24 protein-coding genes are annotated in these 24,314 nt (G+C 70.6%); 15 read left to right on the forward strand and 9 right to left on the reverse strand.

The features are described 5' to 3' along the window. Positions 1-58 precede the first annotated feature (58 nt). From AB0O15_RS35340 to AB0O15_RS35360, 5 genes are all read left to right on the forward strand, one after another. Complete coding sequence (locus AB0O15_RS35340) at positions 59-631, forward strand: DUF642 domain-containing protein (protein ID WP_364328021.1); 573 nt, start codon at positions 59-61, stop codon at positions 629-631. A 62-nt stretch (positions 632-693) separates the two neighbouring features. Further along, on the forward strand, positions 694-1,773 hold the full coding sequence (locus AB0O15_RS35345; RefSeq protein WP_364328024.1) for a DUF3616 domain-containing protein: 1,080 nt from the start codon (positions 694-696) through the stop codon (positions 1,771-1,773). Positions 1,774-1,882: 109 nt separating this feature from the next. Next, the gene (locus AB0O15_RS35350) at positions 1,883-2,845 is read left to right on the forward strand and encodes a helix-turn-helix transcriptional regulator (RefSeq protein ID WP_364328027.1); all 963 of its coding nucleotides are present in this window, start codon (positions 1,883-1,885) and stop codon (positions 2,843-2,845) included. A 141-nt stretch (positions 2,846-2,986) separates the two neighbouring features. Beyond that, a complete protein-coding gene (locus tag AB0O15_RS35355) occupies positions 2,987-3,535 on the forward strand; it encodes a hypothetical protein (protein ID WP_364328030.1) in 549 nt (182 codons plus the stop codon). Between the two features lie 115 nt (positions 3,536-3,650). Continuing rightward, positions 3,651-4,409, forward strand: a complete 759-nt coding sequence (locus tag AB0O15_RS35360) for an NAD-dependent deacylase (protein ID WP_364328031.1) — start codon at positions 3,651-3,653, stop codon at positions 4,407-4,409. Here AB0O15_RS35360 and AB0O15_RS35365 read toward each other — a convergent pair. After that, positions 4,342-4,842, reverse strand: coding sequence for an NUDIX domain-containing protein (locus AB0O15_RS35365; protein ID WP_364328034.1), 501 nt, complete (start codon positions 4,840-4,842; stop codon positions 4,342-4,344). The two genes, AB0O15_RS35360 and AB0O15_RS35365, sit on opposite strands and share 68 nt — an antisense overlap. Before the next feature lie 181 nt (positions 4,843-5,023). On the opposite strand from AB0O15_RS35365, the gene AB0O15_RS35370 reads away from it, so the two are divergent. Continuing rightward, positions 5,024-6,454: an aldehyde dehydrogenase family protein gene (locus tag AB0O15_RS35370; RefSeq protein WP_364328037.1), complete on the forward strand. Its 1,431-nt coding sequence runs from the start codon at positions 5,024-5,026 to the stop codon at positions 6,452-6,454. Between the two features lie 15 nt (positions 6,455-6,469). Here the strand turns inward: AB0O15_RS35370 and AB0O15_RS35375 are convergent, their stop codons facing one another. Further along, positions 6,470-7,666, reverse strand: a complete 1,197-nt coding sequence (locus AB0O15_RS35375) for a helix-turn-helix transcriptional regulator (RefSeq protein ID WP_364328040.1) — start codon at positions 7,664-7,666, stop codon at positions 6,470-6,472. Positions 7,667-7,988: 322 nt separating this feature from the next. On the opposite strand from AB0O15_RS35375, the gene AB0O15_RS35380 reads away from it, so the two are divergent. After that, complete coding sequence (locus AB0O15_RS35380; RefSeq protein WP_364328042.1) at positions 7,989-8,636, forward strand: ThuA domain-containing protein; 648 nt, start codon at positions 7,989-7,991, stop codon at positions 8,634-8,636. Here the strand turns inward: AB0O15_RS35380 and AB0O15_RS35385 are convergent. Next, positions 8,629-9,720, reverse strand: a complete 1,092-nt coding sequence (locus AB0O15_RS35385; protein WP_364328044.1) for a crosslink repair DNA glycosylase YcaQ family protein — start codon at positions 9,718-9,720, stop codon at positions 8,629-8,631. The genes AB0O15_RS35380 and AB0O15_RS35385 overlap by 8 nt on opposite strands. Before the next feature lie 191 nt (positions 9,721-9,911). Between AB0O15_RS35385 and AB0O15_RS35390 the strand changes: the two genes are divergently transcribed. Both AB0O15_RS35390 and AB0O15_RS35395 read left to right on the forward strand, forming a co-directional pair. Then, entirely contained in the window at positions 9,912-11,486 is a 1,575-nt protein-coding gene (locus AB0O15_RS35390; RefSeq protein ID WP_364328046.1) for a serine/threonine-protein kinase, read from the forward strand. A 58-nt stretch (positions 11,487-11,544) separates the two neighbouring features. After that, positions 11,545-12,105 carry a DUF2087 domain-containing protein gene (locus AB0O15_RS35395; RefSeq protein WP_364328048.1) on the forward strand — a complete coding sequence of 187 codons (561 nt, stop codon included), beginning with the start codon at positions 11,545-11,547 and terminating at the stop codon, positions 12,103-12,105. A gap of 7 nt (positions 12,106-12,112) precedes the next feature. Here AB0O15_RS35395 and AB0O15_RS35400 read toward each other — a convergent pair whose 3' ends face one another. Continuing rightward, a complete protein-coding gene (locus tag AB0O15_RS35400; protein WP_364328050.1) occupies positions 12,113-13,504 on the reverse strand; it encodes a DUF4041 domain-containing protein in 1,392 nt (463 codons plus the stop codon). Positions 13,505-13,775: 271 nt separating this feature from the next. Further along, positions 13,776-14,777, reverse strand: a complete 1,002-nt coding sequence (locus AB0O15_RS35405) for a LacI family DNA-binding transcriptional regulator (RefSeq protein WP_364328052.1) — start codon at positions 14,775-14,777, stop codon at positions 13,776-13,778. A 155-nt stretch (positions 14,778-14,932) separates the two neighbouring features. Here AB0O15_RS35405 and AB0O15_RS35410 point away from each other — a divergent pair, with 155 nt between their 5' ends. From AB0O15_RS35410 to AB0O15_RS35430, 5 genes are all read left to right on the forward strand, one after another. Next, positions 14,933-16,765 carry a beta-L-arabinofuranosidase domain-containing protein gene (locus AB0O15_RS35410; protein ID WP_364328054.1) on the forward strand — a complete coding sequence of 611 codons (1,833 nt, stop codon included), beginning with the start codon at positions 14,933-14,935 and terminating at the stop codon, positions 16,763-16,765. A gap of 15 nt (positions 16,766-16,780) precedes the next feature. After that, the gene (locus AB0O15_RS35415) at positions 16,781-18,067 is read left to right on the forward strand and encodes a sugar ABC transporter substrate-binding protein (protein ID WP_364328056.1); all 1,287 of its coding nucleotides are present in this window, start codon (positions 16,781-16,783) and stop codon (positions 18,065-18,067) included. Between the two features lie 68 nt (positions 18,068-18,135). Next, the gene (locus AB0O15_RS35420) at positions 18,136-19,077 is read left to right on the forward strand and encodes a sugar ABC transporter permease (RefSeq protein ID WP_364328059.1); all 942 of its coding nucleotides are present in this window, start codon (positions 18,136-18,138) and stop codon (positions 19,075-19,077) included. Further along, entirely contained in the window at positions 19,074-19,928 is an 855-nt protein-coding gene (locus tag AB0O15_RS35425) for a carbohydrate ABC transporter permease (RefSeq protein WP_364328062.1), read from the forward strand. The genes AB0O15_RS35420 and AB0O15_RS35425 overlap by 4 nt, the downstream gene beginning before the upstream one ends. A gap of 243 nt (positions 19,929-20,171) precedes the next feature. Beyond that, complete coding sequence (locus tag AB0O15_RS35430) at positions 20,172-20,297, forward strand: hypothetical protein (protein WP_364328065.1); 126 nt, start codon at positions 20,172-20,174, stop codon at positions 20,295-20,297. Here AB0O15_RS35430 and AB0O15_RS35435 read toward each other — a convergent pair. Genes AB0O15_RS35435 through AB0O15_RS35450 form a run of 4 tightly spaced genes read right to left on the reverse strand, consistent with a single transcriptional unit; the run spans position 20,284 to position 23,367 of the window. Further along, a complete protein-coding gene (locus AB0O15_RS35435) occupies positions 20,284-21,150 on the reverse strand; it encodes an ABC transporter permease (protein WP_364328068.1) in 867 nt (288 codons plus the stop codon). The two genes, AB0O15_RS35430 and AB0O15_RS35435, sit on opposite strands and share 14 nt — an antisense overlap. Then, positions 21,140-21,871, reverse strand: coding sequence for an ABC transporter ATP-binding protein (locus AB0O15_RS35440; protein ID WP_364328071.1), 732 nt, complete (start codon positions 21,869-21,871; stop codon positions 21,140-21,142). Before AB0O15_RS35440 ends, AB0O15_RS35435 begins: the two co-directional genes overlap by 11 nt. Before the next feature lies 1 nt (position 21,872). Then, entirely contained in the window at positions 21,873-22,937 is a 1,065-nt protein-coding gene (locus tag AB0O15_RS35445; RefSeq protein ID WP_364328074.1) for an ABC transporter substrate-binding protein, read from the reverse strand. 7 nt (positions 22,938-22,944) lie between these two features. Next, a complete protein-coding gene (locus tag AB0O15_RS35450; protein WP_364328399.1) occupies positions 22,945-23,367 on the reverse strand; it encodes an Rrf2 family transcriptional regulator in 423 nt (140 codons plus the stop codon). A 119-nt stretch (positions 23,368-23,486) separates the two neighbouring features. On the opposite strand from AB0O15_RS35450, the gene AB0O15_RS35455 reads away from it, so the two are divergent. Beyond that, positions 23,487-24,278, forward strand: a complete 792-nt coding sequence (locus tag AB0O15_RS35455; RefSeq protein WP_364328077.1) for a serine hydrolase — start codon at positions 23,487-23,489, stop codon at positions 24,276-24,278. Positions 24,279-24,314 lie beyond the last annotated feature (36 nt).

Below are 24,314 nucleotides of genomic sequence, written 5' to 3' on the forward strand. Positions count from 1 at the left end.
GACCCTGTTTGACGGGTTTTCCTGTAGGCCAGGTTCCCGACATTCAGGAGTGAGAGATATGAAGGCTTCCCGACTCGCCTGTGCCGCGGTGGCCACCGCGGCCCTCATCACGGGTGCCGCCACCCCGGCTCAGGCCGCCGCCAAGCTGGTCGTCGACTCGTTCGAGTTCCCGCCCGCCCCGGCCAACGGCTTCACCAGCTACAACGCCGGCGACTGGATCGGCCCGTGGGTGGTCAGCAAGGGCTCGGTCGACGTCGTCCGGGAGAACTACTGGGACGCCGCGCACGGCCGGCAGTCGGTCGACCTGTCCGGCAGCTCGGCCGGGGCGATCACCCGGACTTACCAGAAGCTCATCCCGGGTGTGAACTACCGGCTCAGCTTCCAGGTCGCCGGCAACCCTGAGTGCGGCAAGGGCCTCAAGTACGGCGACGTCTGGATCGACGGCAAGAAGGTCACCTGGTTCGTCGCCGCCCCCGCGACCAAGCAGTGGATGGACTACGACTACAAGCAGGTTATGTTCAAGACCAAGTGGTTCTCCAAGACCGCCAAGGTGACGATCAACAGCAACTCGAACGGTTACTGCGGGCCGGTCATCGATGACGTCCGGCTGAGCCCGGCCTACTTCCACTAGGTCGTTCTTCCGGCCTCGCTCTGGCCGGAACGCTGGTTCGACAGGTGCCCGGGGATGCGACGATGGAGATCATGACCCTGGAACGCACGGTCCGGCTCCGCTTCGGGCACCTGTCCCGCGCCAGCGCGACACACACCAACCTCTCGGCCGTCCGGTCCGACGGGAACGTGCTGTGGATCGCCGGCGACGAGACGGCCACCCTCGAACGTCTGGTGGCCGACGACCCTGTGCTGCCGCAGGAGTACGCCGAGGACGCCAGCTTCCGGCTCGCCGACTTCGTCGAGCTGCCCGGCGAGGACGCCGACGAGGAAGCCGACATCGAGGGCGTCGCCCGGAACGGTCACTTCCTCTGGGCGGTCGGCTCGCACGGCCTGCGGCGCAAGCAGATCAAGGCCAGGCACGCGGGGGAGAAGGCGATGCGCCGGCTCGGCCGGGTGGTGGGTCAGGACAACCGCCAGATCCTGGTACGCCTCCCGATCGCCACCGTCGACGGCCTGCCCACCCCGGTACGCAGCCTGGAAGCCGACGGCGAGACCCACCACGCCGCCGCGCTGGCGCCCCGCGACAACCTGCGCGAGCTGCTCGCCGACGACGAGCACCTGAGCATGTTCCTGCCCATCCCCGGCAAGGACAACGGCCTCGACATCGAGGGCATCGCGGTCCACGGCGAGCGGGTCTACCTGGGTCTCCGCGGCCCGGTGCTGCGCGGCTGGGCGTTCGTCCTGGAACTGCGGCCGTACGTCGACCCGGCCTCGCCGGCCCGGCTCCAGCTGCGCCGCTTCGACGACGGCCGGGCGTACCGCAAACACGTCCTTGATCTGAACGGGCTGGGCGTGCGCGACCTGTGCCCGGCCGGCGAGGACCTGCTCGTGCTGGCCGGGCCGACGATGGACCTGGACGGCCCGGTGCGGATCTACCGCTGGCACCAGGCGATGAGGGCGGAGCAGCCGTCGGTGGTGCGCGACGAGCTGATCACGCGCGAGGTCGAGCTCACCTTCGGCGAGGGCGACGACCACGCCGAGGGCATGGGCCTGATCGGCCCGGCCGACCGCAAACAGGCCCTGATCGTGTACGACAGCCCGGCGGTGGCCCGCTTCCACGGCGACGACATCGTCCTCGCCGACGTGATCAACCTGCCTTGATTCCATCCACTGTGTGTAGTGGAATCGATACGTGGCGATGATGATCTAGTCTGATGCTGATCAATCGCCCGTGGACGATGTCTGCTGACCCGGTGGAGTGGATCCGGACATGTCTGATGTGCCCAGCACCGGGCCGGTCGCCGCGTTCTGCGCCGAACTGAAGGAACTCAGCCGCGCCGCCGGCCGCAAACCGGCCGCGCTCGCCGCCACCCTGTCGATGAGCCGGGGCCAGCTGTACGCGATCATCAACGGCGAGGTCAAGCGGCCGCCCGACTTCGCTCGGTTCGTCGAGCCGTTCGTCCGGGCGTGCGGTGGCGATGACGCCGCCGTGGCTCAATGGCGGCGCCGCCACGACGTCATGGTCCGGGTGTACGACGAACTTCGCCGGCACCAGCCCGTACCCCAGCCTTCGCCGTCGCCTTCGTCGTCCCCGGACATGGAACCGCCGCCCTACGCCGCGCCCCGGCGCTGGCCGCTCGTCGTGGTCACCCTCGTCGTCGCGGTGCTTCTGTCGGCGGTGGCCGGCGTGGTGTCCGCTCATCTCGCCGCGCCGGCCGCCGGTCCGGTCGCCGCCCCGGCCTCCACCGCCCCGGTCCCGTGCGCCGGCGCCGTCCCGCCGGTCGGCGCCGACCTGATCGACGCCACCCACGGACCGGCCGACACCGCCCAGCACGCGCCCGACTGGTGGTCCAACACCGACCGGGTGCGGGCCCTGACCTTCGACCGGCACCGGTGGGACGCGTCCGTGGAGGAGGGCTCGAAAGAGCCCTATGACGTGCTGGTCGTACACAGCTGCGTGTCGATCGTGACCGCGCGGAAGTACCGGCTGTCGTTCCGCGCGTCGGCCGACCGGGCGGAGACGATCTGGGTACGGGTGCAGGACAACCAGCCGCCCACCTTCGCCGCGTCGCTCTACGAGCGGATCCCGCTCGGCGCCACCGCGCGGTCGTGGTCGTTCGACTTCATCGGCACCGTCACCACGCCCGCCGGTGAGCTGATGTTCCAGCTGGGCGGCCGGCCCGAGATGAAGGTCGAGGTCTCGGACATCCGGCTGGTGGCCGTCCAGGGGTGACCGGCGTCCGGTGTTGTCCGGCGCGCCCGAGCCGATGACCGGGGGTGGACGGCCCTCCGGTCCGGTGTTGTCCGGTGTTGCGGGCGGCCGCACACGGTGTCCACTGTCCTGGTGAGGACGACCAACCTCTCAGGAGCGATGATGACGAAGGAAACCGTACCCACCGCACCGCCCGGCGTGGTCACCGCGGCCGGCGACCGCGGGCTGGGCGAACTGGTGGAAGCGCGCAAGGAGACGAACCCGCTTGTCGGCGCCGCGATGGGGCTGGGCGCGGGCGCGGTCTGCTACGGCCTGCTGTGGGGCATCACCGCGATCGGCGAGCAGTTCTCGCTGCGCGCGGCCCAGAAGCTGGCCGGCTGGCTCGGCTTCGCCGCCTGCTTCCTGATGGTCGTCTGCATCGTGTACGTGCTGTACGTGCTGATCCGCGGCGCCCGCGCCTACTACGTGTGGTCCGGCGGCTTCGTCTACCAGCACAACACGACGATCCGGGCGATCCGGTGGCCGGAGGTGACCGAGCTGCGGGGGCGGCTCCACGAGTCCGGCGACAAGGCGGGCAAGGTCGCCGAATATCAGCTGGTGCCGGCCGAGGGCAAGCCGATCACCGTGCCCCTGGACGTCGACGACGGCCGCGACAAGCTGGTCGACGCGCTGATCGCGGCGCTGCGCGCGGAGGGCCGGCCCGTCGTCTGAGCCGGCCCGTCGTGCCGGCGAGGCTGTCGATCCGCCTGCTGACCGGCGCGGGTCGGTCAGCAGCCACTTTGTTGATGCGGGAAGAAGAACAAAGTCCCTCGGGGAGACTTGGACCATGGACGAGACGCTGCGCGAAGCCGCGGACCTGGTGGCCACGGCCGAGCGCGTGGTCATCTTCACCGGCGCCGGGATCTCCGCCGAGAGCGGCGTGCCCACCTTCCGGGAGGCGCTGACCGGCCTGTGGGAGCGGTTCGACGCCGCCAAACTGGCCACTCCCGAGGCGTTCGACGAGGACCCGGCGCTCGTCTGGGGCTGGTACGAGTGGCGCCGCGCCCTGGCGCTCACGGTCGCGCCCAACCCCGGTCACATCGCCGCCACCGAGATCCTGGCCGACGCCGGCCACGCCACGCTGATCACCCAGAACGTCGACGACCTGCACGAGCGCGCCGGCGCCACCGGCGTGCTGCACCTGCACGGCAGCCTGTTCACGCCTCGCTGCTCGGCGTGCGCCCGGCCGGCCGCCCTGTCGCCGGCGCCCGACGGCGAACCGGGCCGCATCACGCCGCCGCCGTGCGACCGGTGCGGCGCCCCGATCCGCCCCGGCGTCGTGTGGTTCGGCGAGGCGCTGCCCACGGACGGCCTGGAGGAAGCCGTCGAGGCCGCGGCCAACGCGGACGTGCTGATCAGCGTCGGCACGTCCGGCCTGGTCTACCCGGCCGCCGAGATCCCCCAGGTCACCGCCCGCATGGGTGGCGCGGTCATCCAGGTCAACCCCGAGCCGACGCCGCTCGACCCGGTGGCCCGGGTCAACCTGCGCGGCCCGTCGGCCGAGATCCTCCCGGCGCTGCTGCGCCAGAGCCGGCCGTCGACGTGACCTCCTCGTGCGCGCCCAGCGCCAGATAGATGGCGAAGAAGTGCCGCGTCGACGGCGCGAGGTCGAGTCCCATGATGACGTCCACCGGCAGGAACCTCATGTCCCGGCCCTCGCCGAGCCGCACATCGGAGTCGTCGCGCGGCGTCGTGGCCGCGAAGGTGTGCTCCAGGTAAGGGGTCCCGGTCCCGGCCTCCAGGGTCTCGGTGATGTGCCCCGAGAACAGCGGTCTCAACGAGCCGGCCACGTCGAGGCCGGCCTCCTTTAGCACCTCACGACCAGCCGCGGCCGCCGGCTCCTCACCGGGCTCCACCGCGCCGCCCGGCAGGCACCACATGTCCGGGCAGGTCGGCGCGTTCTCGTCCCGATGTTGCAGCAGCACCCAGCCCGCACTGTTCACCACGAAGACCGACACACCCTGCTGGAGAACCTTCACGGCGTCGTTCCACCTTGTCAAAATCGTTTCGCTCGCGCGCGCGGCCGCCGCCACCCCCACCCCGGCACTGGGTGGGTGTCAACGTAGCCGGGAAATGTGGCGGATCTGTGGCTATCCACAGGGGTTCGGGCACGGTGAAGGTCACAGCTCGCCCGGACGGCGCCGGCACTAACGTGGTCGCATGCGGATGTTGGTGGATGGGGCCTGGGTGGACGCTGCGTCGGGGGCGACCACGGTGGCCGTCAGCCCGGCCACGGGTGAAGAGCTCGGCACTGTGCCCGAAGCAGATCGCGACGACGCCCGCGCGGCGATCGCGGCGGCCCGGAAGGCCGCGCCACAGTGGGCCCGGGTCTCGGCCTTCGAGCGGGCCGCCCTCCTCCACCGGGTCGCCGACGTCATCGAGTCGAGGCGTGACCCGCTGGCGCGGACGCTGACGCTCGACCAGGGCAAGCCGCTGCGGGCCGAGGCGTACGACGAGGTGGACGAGCTGGTCGCCTACTGGCGGATGGCCGCCGAGGACGGCAAGCGGCTCGGTGGCCTGCTGCCCAACTCCGCGTCCACCGGCAAGCGGGCGCTGCTGGTGCGTCGGCCGCGCGGTGTGGTCGGGGTGATCACGCCGTGGAACTGGCCGTACACGATGCCCGCCGAACTGATCGCGCCCGCGCTCGCGTCGGGGAACACCGTGGTGTGGACGCCGGCCCCGACCACCTCGATCGCGGCCGGCGCGCTGGCCGAGTGTGTGGCCGAGGCCGACCTGCCGCCGGGCGTGCTCAACCTGGTCACCGGGCCGGGCGCGGTGGTGGGCAACGAGATCGCCGGCCACCCGGGCGTCGACGCGGTCGCGTTCATCGGGTCGACGGCCACCGGGCGGCTGGTCGCCGAGGCGGCCGTGGGCAAGGCGACGCTGCTCGAGATGGGCGGCAACGGGCCGCTGGTGGTGCTGGCCGACGCCGACCTCGACCGGGCGGTGGAGGGCGCGCTCGCCGCGTGTTTCCTCTGCGCGGGGCAGAGCTGCACGGCCGGCGAGCGCCTGCTCGTGCACGAGTCGGTGCGCGACGACTTCGCGGCGCGGCTGGCCAAGGCGGTGACCGAGGGGGTCCGGCTGGGCGACCCGCTGGACGACGCCACCACGATGGGCCCGCTGAACAACGCGGCCGTCGCGGCCAAGATGGACGAGCACGTCGCCGACGCTCTGAACCGGGGCGCCCAGGCGCTGACCGGCGGCTCGCGGGCCACCGGGTTCGCCTCCGACCTGTACTGGCCGGCGACCGTGCTCACCGGCGTACCCCAGGATTCTCTCGCCGCGACCGAGGAGACCTTCGGACCGATCGCCCCGATCGTCGGCATCGGCTCGGTCGAGGAGGCGATCGAGCTGACCAACGCGTCGCGGTACGGGCTGCTCGCCGCCGTCTACACCGCCGACCTGAGCGCCGGGCTGGCCTTCGCCGACGCGGTGCGCACCGGCTGGGTCAACATCAACGAGTCCACCAACTACTGGGAGTCGCACCTGCCGTTCGGCGGCCGCGCCGGATCGGACAGCGGGCTCGGCCGGGTCGGCGGCGCCCACCCGATGGAGGCGTTCACCGAGCTCCAGACCGTGATCATCGGCTGATCGACAGGATGCGCCCTAGACCGCGATGTGCATCCGCTCGCACAATCCGCGCAGCTCGGCGCCGCCGGCCTCGCGCCGGGAGCGTTCCAGCAGCGACCGCACCGTCTCCTGGGCCGTCGACGAGGTGTGCACGTGTTGCGGCGCCACCCGTTCCGCGGTGAGCAGGTAGCGGATCGCCTCGCGGTCGCGCCCCTTCATCGCGGCGAGCGCCCGGCCCGCGTCGGCGTAGTAGAACACCTGCCGGCACCCGAACGGCAGCACGGCCGGGTTGGTGGTCGCGGCGATGCCGGCCGCGGTGTCGGGCTCGCCGCCGTCCACCTCGATGCCGATCCGCCAGATGTCCACATTGGTCGGTCCGAAGGTCAGCCCCAGCGCCGGGCTCTCGCCGGTCCGGGCGGCCAGCCCCGCCGCCTCCGCCGTCCACCCGCGGCTGTCCTCGACCCGTTTCAGACCCCGGCTCGCGTACGCCGAGACGAGCTGCAACGTGCCGACCGTCTCGAGGGCGCCCGGCAGGCCCAGATGGGGCTGCATCTCGTCCACCGCCCGTCCGGCGAGCGCCAGCCCGCGCTGGAACGCGTCGGCGGCCAGCGCGGCATTGGCTCGCGCGTATCCGGCGTACCCGATCAGCACCGGATCTTCCGTCGCGGCCGCCGCCTCCCGGCACCGCTCCGCGGCCAGCCACGCCTCGGCCGGATGCCCCAGGTTGCGCACCGCGCCCGACGCCAGGAACGTCGCGTGGCACAGCATCCGCAGCGCGACCTGCCGCTGCGCCGGGTCCTCGGCCAGCGCGTGCAGATCGCGGAGCAGGTCCGGCAGCACGCGCGCGGCCCCCGCGTAGTCGCAGGCCCGCCGCAACGTCTCGACCAGGTCGAGGGTGCGGGTCAGCTCTTGCACGGTGAGCGCCGGCCGGTCGGCGGGCTCGTTCAGGTCGGTCTCGATCAGCGCCTGGTGGATGGCGTGCACCCCGGCATGCGCGGCCAGCGCGTTGCGGTCGCCGGACGGCACGAACATCCCAGCCAGCTCGACGGTCGAGCACTCCAGCGCGGTGGCGATGTCCGCGAGCACGAACCGGTTGTCGGCCGCCTGCCGCCCCCGTTCGATGCGGCTCCAGGTGGCATGCGAGATCCCGGCCCGGCTCGCGGCGTGGCGTACGCTCCAGCCCCGCAACAGCCGCCGGTGCCGGATCCGTTCCCCGATGGTCAGCGTGTCCATGACCTGACGCTAACCACGGTCACCACGGGTGGTGGTACGCATCCGCACCGCTCAATCCGCCCTGGTCACCCGATCGGGGGAGACAAGGTGGACTTCCCACCCCAAATCGCGGTCAAGAGCTTCATGTCGCACCTGGGTGGATGGTGCAGACCGCAGCTCCCGCCGAGGCCGGGCGCGATCAGCCTGGCCGCTGGCGCGTCCATAACGGCCGCCCGCGCCCTTCATTCTGCGTGCGTGGTCACCCAGAAAACCCCTCGTGCCCGCCGAGGACCGTGCGGGGCGGAACTGATCGTGGCTGGCTGTGGGCGGTAGCGTCGGCGGGATGAGGGCCTTGATCGTTCGCGGCGGGTGGGAAGGTCACCAGCCGGTGGCGTGCACCGAGCTCTTCCGCGGCTTCCTGGAAGGGCACGGCTTCGAGATTCGAACGGCCGACACCCTCGAGGTGTACGCCGACCGCGCCGAACTCGCCGCCGCCGATCTGATCGTGCAGTCGTGGACACGCGGCGAGTTCACCGAGGAGCAGGAGAACGGGCTGGTCGACCGGGTCCGTGACGGGGCCGGGTTCGCGGGGTGGCACGGTGGCGTGCTGGCCGTCGGGTTCCAGGCGTGGCGCTACCAGTTCATGGTCGGCGGGCGGTTTCTGGTGCACCCGGGGGATTTCGTCGACTACCGGGTGCGGTTCGCGGACGACCATCCGATCGCGGCGGGGCTCGACGACGTCGACGTGCACACCGAGCAGTACTACGGCCACGTCGACCCCTCGCTCACCGTGCTCGCCACCAGCGTCTTCGACGGCGGGCACGGTTACCCGGAGACCGCGGGGGTGGAGATGCCGATGGCGTGGGTGCGGGAGCACGGCGCCGGGCGGGTCTTCGTGAGCACGCTCGGGCACGGGCCGGACGATCTGGCCGTGCCACAGACCCGGACGCTCACCGAGCGCGGGCTGCTGTGGGCCGCCGGGATCACTTGATCAGCAGGTCGAGGCCGAGCCAGCCGGCCAGGTCGTCGAGTTCGGCGTGGACCGCCGCCCGATCGAACGGCACGTCTTCGTGGATCGCGTCGACCCGGAGCACGCCCGCGGCCCGGTCGGCGGTGGCGTCGACCTTACCGACTAGTTGGTCACTAAGCAGGATCGGCAGGGCCCAGTAGCCCCAGCGCCGTTTCGCCGCCGGCTTGTACATCTCCAGCTGGTAGTCGTACTCGAAGATCTCGGTCATCCGCTTGCGGTCATAGAGGAGCCGGTCGAGCGGGGACAGCAGCGCCGTGCGGCCCTCGAAATCACGGCCGAGGTACGCCGGGTCGACGCGCCACTTCCCGCGTACCCCCTCGATCGTGGCCGGCTCACCGGCCTCGCCCACATGGTTGGGCTCGCCGGGCACGGCCGTCGCGCGGGCCCGGGCGATGCCGAGGGCGTGCAGCCGGCGCTCGTCGCGGATGCGATTCGCCTCGTCGGGCGGGACCGGCGGGTCGTCGGGGTAGACGCGTTCGGCGAGGTCCCACAGCCGGTCGCGGCCGCGGCGCCCGACCACGGCCACCTCGCCGCGGGCGGCCATCTGGTCGAGCAGGCGGATCACGTTGCGGTCGTTGTTCCAGCCCGAGGAGCGCCACGGGACGATGGTCAGGTCGGGGAAGGCGCGGGCGGTCAGCGGGTTCTCGTCGTAGAGGCGGGCCAGGATGTGGCGGCGGCACTCGTCGTTCGCGGCCACCCAGTCCTCCAGCGCCGCCTCCCACTCGCTGACCTCGCCGCGGCCGGGCCAGTCGGCCATGTCGGCGCGGAACAGCGCGATGTCCTCGGCCGGGCGGATCATCATGTTCAGCTCGATCAGCGACTGGCCGGCCAGCGCGGCGGCAAGGTCTTCCGGCGCGTACGCCGGGCCGAGGCGGCTCCAGAGGATCAGATCGGCGTTCGGCGCGACGGCGGCCGTCTGGTCGTACTGCAGAAGGGTGAGCCGTTGGATGACCGCGGTCAGGTCTGGTGGCCGTGCGTGATCAAGCAGTTGCGCGGTGATCGCGATCTGCCGGGCCTCGGCGCGAGTGAGCTGGTGAACGGCCATGCGGGCAGGTTAGCGGGCCCGGAAGACAGTCTCTCTGAATACGAAGGAATCATGGATCGGGTTCATCTTCCCCCTCACTTTGCACGATTGACTTCGATCTTCCGCCGCGCGTGCGCCGAGCGGGCCGAACCGCGTTGATCAGGAGTAAGGTCCGCGACGGCGTGCCGGGCTGATATCGGAGGGGAAATCGGATGAGCATGCCCCTGCATCCGGGCGAGGCGACCTGGCTCGGTGACTACCAGTTGGTGGGGCGGTTGGGCCGTGGCGGTATGGGCACGGTCTACCTGGGACGGGCACCGGACGGCGGCAAGGTCGCCATCAAGGTGATCCGGGCCGAACTGAGCGACCACGAGTTGCGCGCCCGGTTCCGCAGCGAGGTGAACCGGCTGCGTCAGGTGCCGTCGTTCTGCACCGCGGCCGTGCTGGACGCCGACGTCGACCACGACCCGGCGTACATCGTCGTGGAGTACGTGGACGGCCCCAGCCTGGCCGACGTGGTCCGCGATCGTGGCCCGCTGTCGCCCCAGAAGTTGCACAGCGTGGCTGTCGGCATCACCACCGCGCTGTCCGCGATCCACGGGGCCGGCGTCATCCACCGCGACCTCAAGCCCGAGAACGTGCTGCTCCCGGTAGGCGGGGTCAAGGTCATCGACTTCGGGATCGCCCGTACGCTCGACGCGACCAGCCTGCACACGCGCACCGACCAGATGGTCGGGACGGTCGCCTACATGGCCCCGGAACGGTTCGCCTCGGACGGCAGCCGCACGGTCACGCCGGCCGCGGACATCTTCGCCTGGGGTGTGATGGTGGCGTACGCGGCCACCGGGCGCACGCCGTTCGCGGCCGGTTCGCCGCCCGCCACCGCGATGCGGATCCTCTCCCAGCCGCCGAACCTGGACGGGCTCACCGAACCGATCCGCGGCCTGGTCGACCGGGCGCTGGCCAAGGACCCGGCTCAGCGGCCGTCCGCGCGGCAGATGCTCGACGCCCTGCTCACCGAGGACACGGTGGTCATGTCCGCGCCGGTCGCGCGGCCGATCGCTCAGCGCGTACCCCGCTCGGTCGAACGTCTCACCGCACGGACCGCCCGCCGCCGCAAGCGCAACGCTTTCGCCGCGGCCGGCGGCGCGGTCGCCCTCACCGCCGCCGTGCTCGGCTTCGCCCTCGTGCCCTCGCTCGGCCGGGCCGACGCGCCCGAGGCGCCGCGGCCCGGCAGTGTCGCCGTCCAGCGCGCGGGCGGCACCGCGGCCACCGACCCGTCGAGCCCGCCACGCAAGCCGGCCGCCGCGCCCGCACCGGCGACGAAGGCCGCGACCCCCAGCGCGATGCTCGAGCTGCTGTCGCGGATGTTCCCCGACCGCACCCTGTCCCGGGGCGCCACCGTGGACGACGGCGACCGGCTCTGGGCGCAGGTGCTGATGGACGGCGGCGACGGCCCCGGCCGCGTGTCGATCGAGGTCACCCGGGACAAGAACCCCGATTCCCAGGTACGCACGACCGGCCCGAAGATCACCGTCGAGCACCAGGAGAGCAACTGCATCCAGAACGTGCTCGTGCGGTCCGACTGGGACGACGGCACCCACGTCTTCCTGGCCGTGTCCACCTGCCTGCCCTGGGACGGCGCCGGCAACCCCGAGACCGCGCCGCCGCTGACGGTCACCGAGGCGCGCAAGGTCGTCTCCGACCCGCGCTGGGGCGTCACGATGGACGCCGACCTGGTCACCGCCGGCGCGAAGAACTACCCCAAGCTGATCAAGGTCGGCTGACCGGCCCGTCGCGATAAAGCAGTGTGCGGCGGCGCCCCGCTCTCGTACGGTGGTGCCCATGTCGCTCGAAGCCGCGCGTGCCGCCGACGTGCTCGCCGCGCTGTCCAGCCCGATCCGCCTGAGCGCGCTGGCCGAACTCACCCGCCGCGGCCCCGAGGGCGCCACGATCGCCGAGCTGGCGTACGCGCTGGACGCCTCGGTGCCGCAGACCGGTGACGCCTGCGCCCGCCTCGTCGCGCTGTCCCTGGCCACCGGCTCCGGCAACGGCGTCTACCGGGCCCGCCCCGAGGGCCTGCGCGAGGCGTCGGCCGCGGTCGACCGCCTCCAGCCGATCGCCCCGCTCCTGGAGTCGTACCCACAGCTCCGGGGCTATTTCGCCCACGGACGCCTGGCGTCGCTGCCACCCACCCTGAGCGAGCGCTACACCCAGCTCGGCGAGTTGCTGGCCCGCTTCCTCGCCCTCGACGGCCTCTACACCGAGGACGAGATCAACCAGCGCCTGGCCGCGGTCACCGACGACGTCGCCGGCGTCCGCCGCATGATGGTCGACACGGGCTGGCTGGAACGAGACCGAGCAGGCACGAATTACGGTGCTGGCCGCTCGGTCCCCACCGCCTGAAGCAGGTCTACCTACCCGCGTCCTTGCGGCTCTTCTGGCTGGTGTGCCACTCCACCGCCTCCGCTGCTTCGTGGTATTCGAGCAGGTGTTGACCGGCAACCGCGGCGAGGATGTCCCGCACCTCGGTCGGCGACGAGTAGAAGAATTCCCGCTGCTGGTTCACCAGGTTGACCTTGCGGTCGGCGAGCGTCTGATGCAAGCGGGCCTCGAGCCCGACGGCATCGTCGCTGAAGATCAGAGCGTGGGTGTCGAAGCGGAACGGGACGCTGGCGTCGCCCAGTTCCCTGATCCGGTCGCTGGGCTCCAGCCGGCGAGTCATCCCGATCTTGACCATGCCGGGACCGAAGGCGCCGATGTTGCTGATCACGTAGACGTAACCGGCGCGGATGTTGGCTTCACGTTCCTCGACACCGTGGATGGCGCCGGCGATCTCGTCCAGCTTGCCGGCGAGCTGCTCGGCGCCCGCGGCGTCGCCCTGATCCCGCATGCGTTGCAGGACGGCCCGGTAGTGGGCCTGTTCCTTGAGGAGCCGGGCCTTCTCGCGCTCGAACTCGCGCTGGGCCCGTTCCTCCTCGCGCTGTTGTTCCCGCTGAGCGCGGATCCGCTCCTTCTCCTGCTCGACCTTGCCGAGGTGGTCGGCGGTGAGCCTGATCTCCGACAGCCGAGCCCGGTGGTACTCGGCGGAGATCACGATGTCCATCGTCTTGCCGAGCCGGGCAATGGTGTCCCGGACCTTGGTCAGCCGGTCGGTGACCGCGATCAGCCGATGTGGACGTACGGTGCGAACGCAGTTGTCGGCCTCGGCGTTGTAGGCGCGCAACATCAACTTGGAGAAGTCGCGAACCATCGCCATGCCCTCGCGAGCGGACCCGTTCACGGTCCAGTTCGTCGTCGCGTTGACCGCCGCGTCCGAGCGTGTCATCGATTTGATCTTGTCCTTGATGCCCGCCAGCCGGGCCTTGTAGGCGACCGCGTCCTCCAGCGGATGCAGGTACTCGTAGATGCCGGCTTCCTGCAGGATCGCGGTCTCCTGCACCGCGACCAGCTGCTGCCGCAGCGCGGCCAGTTGTGCTGTCGCCACCGCGGCCTGCTCCCGGGCAACGTCACGTTCGTGGACCAGGCGAGCTGCCTCGCCGCGCAGGAGCCCCGGGTCGAGACCCAGGATCCGTCTCAGCTCGCTGTTCGAGGCCTCCACCGCGGCCGTGAGCCGATCCATCTCGGTCTGTAGCGCGACGTTTCGCTGTGACAGCCTGGTGTTCTCGTCCCGTGCCCCGGCCACGACGATTCCCAAGGCGTTGACCTCGGCTTCGAGCTCCTTGCGCCGCCCGCCGAACAACCCGGCGGACGCCTTCACCGGCAGGACCGGCTCGGCCGCCTGGTTGGTCAGCGCGCTGCTCACGGGAGCGCGCCAGAACTGCCATCCAGGCGGCGCCGGAGGCCAGCTCGGATCAGGGGCCCACCCGGGCGGTGGAACCCAGCCGTCAGGCGGCTGGGGCCAGCCGGGAGGCGTGACGAACACTTGACCGGTCACGCGGACCACCGGCCCTCGGGGCATTCGGATGACGGGGCGGGAAGCATCGATTCACGGTAGGACGCGCCCTCTCCGATGTGGACGCCTTTACGGTCCGCGTTTTCGGACCAACGGACCGTGTCCTTCGTCGGTCACCTGGTCAGGACTCCCGGACGACCAGGTGGCTGGGCACGATGTGGACGCCGGGGGTGGGGTGGCCGTCGATGGCGGCCAGGAGGAGGTCGCCGGCTCGGTGGCCGATTTCCTCCAGGCCCAGGTCGACGGTGGTCAGGGGTGGGCGGGCGGCCTCGGCGATGACGCCCCAGTTGTCGATGCCGACGACGCCGGCCTGCATGGGCAGGGAGACGCCGGCCTCGCGCAGGCCGTCCAGGACGCCGCGGGCGATCACGTCGTTGCCGCAGAAGACGCCGTCGACGTCGGGGGCCGTACGCAGCACCTGCGCCACCGCGAAGCGGCCCCACGCCTCGGTCCAGCTGCCGAACAGCGGCTCGCCGACCATCTCGAGGTCGAAGGCGGCCAGGGACGAGGCGGCGCCGGACGCGCGTGACCGGGCCGACTCGTGCGACTGCGGGCCGGTGATGTGGGCGATGCGCCGGCGGCCGGTCTTCACCAGGTGTTCGACGGCCAGGTGGGCGGCGCCCCGTTCGTCGCTGACCACGCTGCAGTCGTGCGGGTCGCGGCTGCGGCCGAACGCGTACACCACCGGAACCGGCAGGTTGTCGGCCAGCGGCTCGCGGGCGTCGGTGCGGCGGCCGGCCACGATGATGCCGTCGACCTGGCGTTCCAGCAGCTTGCGCAGGTGGTGCTGTTCGCGGATCGGGTCGTCGCGGCTGTCGCAGAGGAAGGCGATCATCTCGCCGACACCCAGCGAGTCCTCGACGCCGCGGGTCATCGGGATGCTGAACCGGCCGTAGCTGTCGGTGGTGATGATGCCGACCGTGAAGGTGCGGCCGCTGAGCAGGCTGCGGGCCACCGCGTTGGGGGTGAAGCCCAGCTGGTCGGCCGCCGCGCGTACCCGGGCCCTGGTCTCCGCACGCAGCGTGCCGCGGCCGTTGAGCGCCTTGGACGCCGTGCCCAGCGAGACACCCGCGAGGGCGGCGACGTCGGCGATCCCGACGCGGCGGGTGGCCGGAACTGTCATCGCCACAGCCTAGACAGGAAAACGTTTTCCCTCCAAGTGAAGCGGCATTCTCGATTAGAGAACACTGCAACGAGCGCTTGACCAGCGGACAAGCGCCCTCCTAACTTGGCGGTTGAACAAACGGTTTCCTAGAAGTTTCCGGAAGCGGAGGCCCTGTGAGCACCCCCGTCGCCCCACGCGGCAAGACCCGTCTCGTCCCGGCCGAAGGGCGTCTCGACGCGGGCGAGTTCCTCGGCGCCTGGCAGGAGCTGAACGCGGCCGCGACCATCCCGCACTGCGTCGAGAACCTCGAGACCTCCGGCGTGGTCGACAACTTCCGCCGCCTCGCCGACGGTGGCGCGGACGGCCCGGCCGGCGAGTTCCGCGGCTTCTGGTTCGCCGACTCCGACCTCTACAAGACGCTCGAGGCGATCGGCTGGGAGCAGGCCCGCAGCGGCACCCGGGACCACACGGCGCTGCTCGACGAGGTGGCCGCGCTGTTCGAGCAGGTGCAGACCAGCGAGGGTTACCTCAACACCTACGTCCAGGGCACGCCGGGCGAGACCGAGTTCGCCCACCCCGAGTACGCCCACGAGCTCTACTGCGCCGGCCACCTCATGCAGGCCGCCGTGGCGCTGCACCGGGGGAGTGGCGACGAGCGGTTCCTGACCGTGGCCCGGCGGCTCGGCGACCTGGTCGTGACGCGGTTCGGCGACGACGGCGAGCCGCTCATCGACGGTCACCCCGAGGTGGAGACCGCGCTGGTCGAGCTCTACCGGGAGACCGGCGAGCCGGCCTACCTGCACGCCGCCGAGCTCCAGATCGAGCGCCGCGGGCACCGGTGGCTGGAGCCCGGCCGGTTCGGCTCGCTCTACTACCAGGACCACCTCCCGGTCCGCGAGAACGCCGAGGCGCTCGGGCATTCGGTGCGCCAGCTCTACCTCGCCGCCGGGGTCACCGACCTCTATCTGGAGAACGGCGACGAGACCCTGCTGGCCGCGATGGAGAGGCTGTGGGACTCGGCCTTCCGGACCAAGCTCTACGTCACCGGTGGGCACGGTTCGCGGCACCGCGACGAGGCGTACGGCGACCCGTACGAACTGCCGCCGGACCGCGCGTACGCGGAGACCTGCGCCTCGATCGCCGCCTTCCAGTGGTGCTGGCGGCTGCTGCTCGCCACCGGCCGGGCGCGCTACGCCGAGGAGATGGAACGGGCGCTGCTGAACGCCATCGCCGCCTCCACCGCGTCGACCGGCAGGGCGTTCTTCTACTCCAACCCGTTGCAGCTGCGCACCGGCCACGAGGGCTCGGACGAGGATTCACCCAGCGAGCGGCTCCCCTGGTACGCCTGCGCCTGCTGCCCGCCGAACCTGGCCCGGCTGCTCGCCTCGCTCGGCGGCTACGCGGCGACGTCCGACGACTCCGGCCTCCAGTTGCATCTGCTCGCGGCGGGCACCTACGAAGCGCCCGGCATGACGGTCACCGTGCTCACCGCGTACCCCAGCGATGGTGAACTGACGATCAGCGTGCGGGGCGCCGGTGAGCTTGCCATCCGCGTGCCGGCCTGGACGAGCGGCGCCTCCATCGACGCGGCCGGGTCCGACGGCGAACCCGTGCCGGGCGAATACCTTCGAGTGTCCGGTGTGGATGGTGAGACGATCCGGCTGAGCCTGCCGATGACGCCGCGGCTGGTGCGCGCCGACGACCGGGTGGACGCCGTCCGCGGCTGCGTGGCCGTCCTCCGCGGCCCGCTGGTCTATTGCATCGAGCAGGCCGACCTGCCCGGCGGCGTGCTGGTCGAACAGATCCGGCTCGACCCGGCCGCGCCCATCTCGGTCGAGGGCGACCGGCTCCGCCTCACCGGGCGGGCGGCCGCCCTGAACACCGAGCTCTACTCGGCCGCGGGTGACGGCGAGGCGGGCGAACCGATCACCTTCACCGCGATCCCGTACCACTCCTGGGCCAACCGTGGACCCGGCGCCATGCGGGTCTGGATACCCACTCTCTGAAGAAGGTCGAAGAAGATGATCAGGAGATCCACCCCGCTCGCGGTGACCGCCGCGACGGCTGCTCTCGCCCTCGCCGTCACGGGGTGCGGTGGGGGCGACACCCCGGAGTCCAGCGCCACCGACAAGCCCACCGGCAACGCGACCCTGTGGGTCCGGGACAGCCAGAAGGGCTTCATCAACCTGCTCACCGACCAGTACAACAAGACCCACGACGGCAAGATCCAGGTCACCGTGATCCCGGCGGCCAGCTTCGTGCAGAAGTTCGGCACCGCCGCGCAGACCGGCTCCGGACCCGACATCGCCTCGATCGACCTGGTCTACCTGCCGTTCTTCGCCTCCAAGGGCGTGCTCGACGACCTGACCGAGGTGCAGAACCAGCTCACCTGGAAGGACGCGCTGAGCCCGGCGCACCGCAAGCTCGCCGAGTACGAGGGCAAGGTGTACGCGCTGCCGTTCACCGCCGAGGCGTCGATGATCTTCTACAACAAGGACCTGTTCACCAAGGCCGGCCTGGACCCGTCAAAACCGCCGACGACCTTCGACGAGATGCTCAACGCCGCCCGGAAGATCCACGCGCTGGGCAAGGACTACTACGGCTTCACGATGGCCGGGCAGTGCGGTGGCTGCAACGTCTTCGAGGTGGCGCCGCACATCTGGGCGAGCAAGGGCGACATCCTGTCCGAGGACGGCAAGACCGCGCAGTTCACCAGCCCGGAGGTCACCGACGTCCTGACGTTCTACCGGCAGATGTGGACCGAGGGCCTGATGCCGCCGAACGCCAAGACCGACAACGGTTCCATCCAGGGCACCACGTTCCAGGGCGGCAAGACCGGCATGGTGACGCTCGGCGCGTTCTACGTGCAGACGCTGATGGCCGACAAGAAGGTCGACTTCGGGGTCACGCCGATCATGGGCAAGGACGGCGGCACGGCGTCGTTCGCCGGCGGCGACGAGATCGCGGTGACCAAGAGCGCGAAGAACAAGGCCGTCGCGTACGACTTCGTCAAGTGGGCCACCAGCGAGGAGGCGCAGACGATCCTGGCCAAGAACTCGATCGTCCCGGTCCGCACCGACCTGATCGACAAGATCTACGCGCCGATCGACCCCCGCTACAAGCCGCTGGGCGAGGCCATGTCGACCGGGCAGACGCCCTACAGCGTGGTCGAGAACGGCATCATCAACGACAACAACGGCCCCTGGGCCACGCTGATCAACCAGGGCGTCTTCGGCGCCGGTGACATCAGGCAGGCGCAGGAGACGGCCAACAAGGCGGCCCAGGCCATCATCGACAAGGGCGCCTGACCTTCCATGAGCTCCCGCCGCGGCCGGCCCGTCGGCCGCGGCGGGTCCCCTTCCCGGGAGTCCTACCAATGACCGAGACTTTGGCTCATCCGGCGACGGAGATCGCGCCGTCGGAACCCAAGCGGCCCTGGCTCACGAACCGGCGCCGCCGTCAGCTCATGGGCCTGCTGCTGGTGTCGCCGGCGCTGGTCGTCGTGATCGTCTTCTTCATCGTGCCGCTGGTGATGACGTTCTGGATGTCGTTGCACGACTGGCCGCTGCTCGGCGACCACGAGTTCGTCGGCCTGGCCAACTACAAGCAAGCCGTGGACGACACCGAGTGGACGAACGCGATCTGGTTCACCCTGAAGTACACGCTGCTGATCACGCCCGCGCTGCTGATACCGGCGCTGATCCAGGCCTTCCTGGTGAACCGGCCCGGCCGCGGGGCGCGGTTCTTCCAGACGATCTTCTTCCTGCCGGTGGTGATCGGCTTCGCCGCCGGGGCGTACCTCTGGCTCTATCTGGCCCAGCCCGGCCTGGGCCCGCTCGCCGACCTGTCGGCCAAGCTGGGTTTCTCCGACTCGACCGACAACTGGTTCGCCACCGGCACCAGCGCGCTGCTCCTGGTCAGCCTCATGGTGGTGTGGAAACAGACCGGCATGCAGATGATCCTGCTGCTGTCCGGCCTGCAGTCGATTCCGGACGAGCTGAACGAGGCCGCGCGGATCGACGGGGCCGGCCGGTGGAAGGCGTTCCGCTACATCACGCTGCCGCTGCTGCGGCCGACGCTGGCCCTGGTGCTGGTCTTCTCGGTCGCCGGTTCGCTGCTGGCCTTCGACCAGTTCTTCATCATGACCGCGGGCGGCCCGTCCAACACGACGATCACCGCCGTCTACCAGATCTACCGCACCAGCTTCATCAACTTCGATCTCGGGTACGGCGCCGCGCTGTCCGCCATGCTGATGGTGGTCCTGGCCGCGGTCAGCGCCGTGCAGATGCTTCTGCTGCGGAGGACGGACCACTCATGAACGCCATAACCGAGGTTCGACGGGCCGTCCCGCGCATGGCCTGGTGGGCCATCTGCGTCTGCCTGTCCGTCATGGTGGTGTATCCGCTCTACATCATGGTGTCGCAGTCGTCGAAGCCGGTCGGCGAGGCGACCCGGAACCCGCCCACCCTGTTCCCGCACGCCCTGTCGGCCGACAACTTCAAGGCGCTCAGCAACACCGGCCAGGTCGGCATCTGGACGCACATCTCGAACAGCGTCATCGTCTCGATCGGCGCCACCCTGCTCACGGTCGCCCTGGCCACGCTGGCCGGCTACTCGTTCGCGAAGCTCCGCTTCCGCGGCAGCGGCCTGCTGTTCTTCATCATCCTGGCCACCTTCATGATCCCGTTCCAGGCCATCATCACGCCGCTGTTCTCGATTCTGCACGGCCTGGGCCTGAGCAACACCCTGCTCGGCCTGACCCTGGTCTACACCACGTTCCAGCTGCCGTTCGGCGTCTTCCTGATGCGCAACAGCTTCGCGGCGCTGCCGGCCAGCATCGAGGAGGCCGCCCTGATCGACGGCTGCGGCTTCTTCTCGGCCATGAGCCGCGTCATGCTCCCGGTCGCCATCCCCGGCGTGATCAGCACGGCCCTGTTCACGTTCTTCACCAGCTGGAACGAGTTCTTCGCCGCGCTCATCCTGGTCACCGACGAGACCAAGTTCACCCTGCCGGTCACCCTGACCGTCCTGGCCTCCAACCAGATGGGCACCCTGAACTGGGGCGTCATGCAGGCCGGCGTCGCCGTCACCGCCATCCCGTGCATCGTGCTGTACCTGCTGCTCCAGCGCTACTACGTGAGCGGTCTGGTCGCCGGCGCGGTCAAATAACCCCCGATCAAGAGCACGATGTCGTGCCTGGGTGGGTGGCACTGACCGCAGCTCCCGGCGCCCCTCTGTCAAGGGGTGTCGGGAGCTGCGGTCTGCACGCCCCACCCAGGTGCGACCGCAAGCTCTTGATCTGATGGTCGCGAACCGGCGTCGGAGGCGGGCGGTTCGGCCAGCGCTCGGGCTGCGCGCCGGATCACCTTCTCGCCCGCCGTCCTGGACGACGTCGCCGCCCGCAGCGAGGGCGTGACGGCCTCCTTCATGAAGGAGCTGGTGCGCCGGGCCGTCCTGATCGCCACCGACGACGACCTGGCCGGGGCCGTCCAGGAGATGCTGGCGGAGGTGGCGGGTTGGACCGCTACGAGTCGGTGAGGCCCCAGCGTTTGCGCAGCGAGGTGTCGGCGAGGTTGAAGAGCAGGTCGATCATGATGCCGATCACCAGGACCACGATGATGTAGCTGATCACCAGGCTGGATTCGAACAGGTCGCGAGCATTCTGCATGCGGACGCCGATGGAGACGGCGCCGGGCACGATGACCAGGAGCTCGCCCGCCATCAGGCTGCGCCAGGAGAAAGCCCAGCCCTGCTTGAGGCCGGACACGAACGACGGCAGGGACGCGGGCAGGATCAGGTGGCGGTACTTCGCGAAACCCTTCATGCCCAGCACCTGGCCCACCCGCAGCCAGGTGCGGGGGACGTAGTCGATGCCGCTGATCAGGCCGTTGGCCACGGACGGGGCGGCGCCGATCACGACGACGAACAGGATCGCCTTCTCGCCCAGCTGGAACAGCAGGATGGCCAGCGGGAACCACATGATCGACGGCATCGTCTGCAGGCCGGTGATCAGCGAGCCGATGGCCGCGCGCAGCGGCGGGATGGTGGCCACGGCCGCGCCGACCAGGGTGCCGATCAGCACGGCCAGGGCGAAGCCGGTGACCGCCCGGGTCATCGTCAGGCGCACGCCGGCCCAGAAGTCGGCCGTGGTGATCAGGCTGCCCAGGTCCTGGAAGACCGCGGCCGGCCCGGGGAGCACGAAGGCTTCCTTCCACCCGGAGAGCACCACGAGTTCCCAGATCAGGATGACCAGCGCGATCGCCAGCAGCTTGGGCCAGGCGCTGCGCCAGACGCGACGGCCCAGATCGGTACGCCGCTGGACTGGCGCCAGCTCCAGAGCATCCAGGCCGGCGGTGGTGTCGCGCTGGTTCGGGATCAGGTCAGTGTGCATGGCGCGCCACCTCCGCGCGGAGCTTGTCGGTGATCTCGGCGGCCTGGGTGGACACCTCGGGCGAGTCGATCCGCCGGGGGCGGGGGGAGGTCACCGGGAAGTCCTCGATGACCCGGCCGGGACGGCTGCTGAGCAGGATCACCCGGTCGCCCAGGCGCACCGCCTCGCGGACGTTGTGCGTGACGAACAGGACGGTCAGCGACTGTTCCCGCCAGATCCGCTCCAGCTCGTCGTGCAGGATGTCGCGGGTCATCGCGTCCAGGGCGCCGAACGGCTCGTCCATCAGCAGGATGTCGGCCTCCTGGGCGAGCGCCCGGGCCAGCGCGACCCGCTGGCGCATGCCGCCGGAGAGTTCGTGCGGCCGCTTGTCGCCGAACTCGCGCAGCCGCACGATCTCCAGCAGGTCCTCGGCCCGCGCCCGGCGTTCGGCCCGGCCCACGCCGTTCAGCCGCAACGGCAGTTCGATGTTGCCCCGCACCGACAGCCACGGGAAGAGCGCGGCCTCCTGGAACATCAGCGAGACGCGCCGCCCGCCGATGTCCAGGACGCCGCCGCTGATCTCGTCGAGCCCGGCGACCAGGGACAGCAGGGTGCTCTTGCCACATCCCGAGGCGCCGAGCAGGCAGACGAACTCGCCCGGCGCCACCTCGAGCGACACGTGGTCCAGCGCGAGCAGGGACCCGTACCGCTTGGAGACCCGGTCGAGGGTCAGGACGCTCATGTCAGGACGCCGCGTCGGTGATCGCCGGCTGGCCGTCGGCCTGCAGCACCTCGTTGACCAGGGTCAGGTCGTAGATTCCCTTGAGGTCGACCGGCTTGAGCAGGCCGACGTCCTGGGCGTGCTGCGCGCTGGTGTAGAGCGACGGGGCGATCGGGTCGGTGGTGAAGCTCAGGTTGGCGAAGGCGGCCTTGAGCACCTCGGGCTTGAGCGGCTTGCCGCTGAGCGCCTCGAGCTGGGCGTTGGCGTCGGTCTGAGCCTTGTCGCCGTTGTCCTTGATGTACTTGATCGACGCGACGTGGCCCTGCAGCAGCTTCTTGACCGTGCCCGGGTACTTCTTCAGGAAGTCCTGCTTGACGATCAGGTGGGTGGTGACGAACTGCCCGCCGGGCCAGAGCTCCTTCTCGTTGACCAGGAGCTTGCCCTTGGAGTCGAGCAGCATCCGGCTCAGCGTGGGCTCGGGCACCCAGGCGCCGTCGATCGCGCCCTGGGCGAAGGCCTGGGTGGCGGTGGCGTTGTCCTGCGGCAGCACCGAGACGTCGCCGCCGCCCTGCTGGTCGGCGTTCAGCCCGTTCTGCTTGAGCCAGGCGCGCAGTGCCACGTCCTGGGTGTTGCCGAGCTGCGGGGTGGCGATCTTCTTGCCCTTGAGGTCGGCCGGGCCGGTGATGCCCGGCTTCACCACCAGGCCGGCGCCGCCGGAGGTGCTGCCCGCGATGATCTTCAGGCCGGTGCCCTTGGACTGTGACCAGCCGTTGATGGCCGGGTTCGGCCCGATGTACGTGGCGTCGATCGCGCCGGAGAACAGCGCCTCGATCGCGGCCGGGCCGGCGTTGAAGGTCTTCGCCTCGAGCTTGGTCGAGCCGAGGGCCTGCTGGAACAGGCCGTCCTTGACGCCGATCAGGGCCGGCGCGTGGGTGATGTTGGGGAAGTAGCCGAGCCGGATGGCGGATGCCTCAGCCGCGGCGCCGTCGCCGCCGGAGGACGAGGAGGAGGCGGCGTCGTCGCCGCAGGCGCTGAGCGCCGTGGCGGCCAGGGCGGCGATGGCGAGCGTACTCAATAAGCGGCGCACAGGGTCCTCAGTTCTCGATCTTTTCCAGAGCGGAAACAGCAGTCAGTTCGGCCAGGGTCTTGTGGTCGATGACGCCCTCGATGGCGGCCTCGACGGCGACCCAGACATCGCGCAGGCCGGTGGCCGCGCCGTGGTAGACAGCGGTGGCGGTGGGCAGGCCCCGGACGGTGGTGAGCGCGCCGCCGGCCGCGCGGACCACGTCACCGACGGTGATCTCGGCGGCGTCGCGGGCCAGGTGGTAGCCCCCGTCCACGCCGCGGTGGCTGTGCACCAGGCCGGCGCGTTTGAGGTCGAGCAGGATGCCCTGCAGGAAGCTGAGCGGAATGTCCTGATCGGCGGCCAGGGTCGCGGCTTTGACCAGGTCGGGGTGCCGGGCGGTCAGCGACAGCATCGCCTGGACGGCGTAGTCGGTGCGGGCCAGGACATGCACACGCCTCACCCCTCGTTTTCTTCTTATCCCATCTGTTCCATGGGAATAATGGACGAGGTGGGGAATGGTCGTCAAGGTGGGGTCCGATTTGGGTTCCCCGGGAGGGGGAGGATGGCGGCATGACGCTCTCCGCCGTGGTCGCCGAGGTGGTCGCCGGCACGCCCGAGGTCAGCTGGTCGATCGCGGTCACCGGGCGGCCCGGCGCCGAGGCCGCGCACGACCCGGGGCGCAAGCTGTCCACCGCCAGCATCGGCAAGATCCTGCTGCTGATCGAGACGGCCCGGCAGATCGCCGAGGGGACGCTCGACCCGGGGGAGGTGCTGCGCCGCGACCCGGCCGTCGCGGTCGCCGACTCGGGACTGTGGCAGCACCTGGCCGTGGACGCGCTGCCGGTCGCCGACGTGGCCGCGCTGATCGGCGCGGCCAGCGACAACTACGCGACGAACGTGCTGCTCCAGCGGGTCGGCCCGGAGGCGGTCCGCGCGGTGGCGGCCTCGCTGGGGCTCGAGCAGACCGCGCTCAACCGGATGGTCGGCATCCGGCCGCCCGGCGTACACACCAAGCTCTCGACCGGCTCGGCCCGTGAACTGGCCGCCCTGATGCTCCGGCTGGCCCGTGGCAGGGTGATCTCACCGGCGGTGTCGGCGCGGGTCGACGGGTGGCTGGCGCTGAACACCGACCTCTCCATGGTCGCCTCGGCCTTCCACCTTGACCCGCTGGCCCACCTGGGTGAACGCCTGCGGAACAAGACCGGGACCGACGATGGGGTACGCGCCGACGTCGGCTATCTGCGCGGCGACCAGCCGTTGGCGTACGCGGTCCTGGCCAACTGGGATCCGTCCGCCCGCCCGGTGACCGGCGACGTCATGGAGGGCATGCGCCGGATCGGCTCGGAAATCGGCCGGACCTGATGTCGAGGACGCCGATCCCGCTCCGACCCAGGGGTG

This window comes from Actinoplanes sp. NPDC089786 (assembly GCF_040684855.1).
Classification (GTDB): Bacteria; Actinomycetota; Actinomycetes; order Mycobacteriales; family Micromonosporaceae; genus Actinoplanes.

Excerpts from the sequence above, each read along its gene's own strand:
- AB0O15_RS35340 (WP_364328021.1), top strand. The coding sequence starts at position 59 with ATGAAGGCTTCCCGACTCGCCTGTGCCGCGGTGGCCACCGCGGCCCTC.
- AB0O15_RS35345 (WP_364328024.1), top strand. The coding sequence starts at position 694 with ATGGAGATCATGACCCTGGAACGCACGGTCCGGCTCCGCTTCGGGCAC.
- AB0O15_RS35350 (WP_364328027.1), top strand. The coding sequence starts at position 1,883 with ATGTCTGATGTGCCCAGCACCGGGCCGGTCGCCGCGTTCTGCGCCGAA.
- AB0O15_RS35355 (WP_364328030.1), top strand. The coding sequence starts at position 2,987 with ATGACGAAGGAAACCGTACCCACCGCACCGCCCGGCGTGGTCACCGCG.
- AB0O15_RS35360 (WP_364328031.1), top strand. The coding sequence starts at position 3,651 with ATGGACGAGACGCTGCGCGAAGCCGCGGACCTGGTGGCCACGGCCGAG.
- AB0O15_RS35370 (WP_364328037.1), top strand. The coding sequence starts at position 5,024 with ATGCGGATGTTGGTGGATGGGGCCTGGGTGGACGCTGCGTCGGGGGCG.
- AB0O15_RS35375 (WP_364328040.1), bottom strand. The coding sequence starts at position 7,666 with ATGGACACGCTGACCATCGGGGAACGGATCCGGCACCGGCGGCTGTTG.
- AB0O15_RS35380 (WP_364328042.1), top strand. The coding sequence starts at position 7,989 with ATGAGGGCCTTGATCGTTCGCGGCGGGTGGGAAGGTCACCAGCCGGTG.
- AB0O15_RS35385 (WP_364328044.1), bottom strand. The coding sequence starts at position 9,720 with ATGGCCGTTCACCAGCTCACTCGCGCCGAGGCCCGGCAGATCGCGATC.
- AB0O15_RS35390 (WP_364328046.1), top strand. The coding sequence starts at position 9,912 with ATGAGCATGCCCCTGCATCCGGGCGAGGCGACCTGGCTCGGTGACTAC.
- AB0O15_RS35395 (WP_364328048.1), top strand. The coding sequence starts at position 11,545 with ATGTCGCTCGAAGCCGCGCGTGCCGCCGACGTGCTCGCCGCGCTGTCC.
- AB0O15_RS35405 (WP_364328052.1), bottom strand. The coding sequence starts at position 14,777 with ATGACAGTTCCGGCCACCCGCCGCGTCGGGATCGCCGACGTCGCCGCC.
- AB0O15_RS35415 (WP_364328056.1), top strand. The coding sequence starts at position 16,781 with ATGATCAGGAGATCCACCCCGCTCGCGGTGACCGCCGCGACGGCTGCT.
- AB0O15_RS35420 (WP_364328059.1), top strand. The coding sequence starts at position 18,136 with ATGACCGAGACTTTGGCTCATCCGGCGACGGAGATCGCGCCGTCGGAA.
- AB0O15_RS35425 (WP_364328062.1), top strand. The coding sequence starts at position 19,074 with ATGAACGCCATAACCGAGGTTCGACGGGCCGTCCCGCGCATGGCCTGG.
- AB0O15_RS35435 (WP_364328068.1), bottom strand. The coding sequence starts at position 21,150 with ATGCACACTGACCTGATCCCGAACCAGCGCGACACCACCGCCGGCCTG.
- AB0O15_RS35440 (WP_364328071.1), bottom strand. The coding sequence starts at position 21,871 with ATGAGCGTCCTGACCCTCGACCGGGTCTCCAAGCGGTACGGGTCCCTG.
- AB0O15_RS35455 (WP_364328077.1), top strand. The coding sequence starts at position 23,487 with ATGACGCTCTCCGCCGTGGTCGCCGAGGTGGTCGCCGGCACGCCCGAG.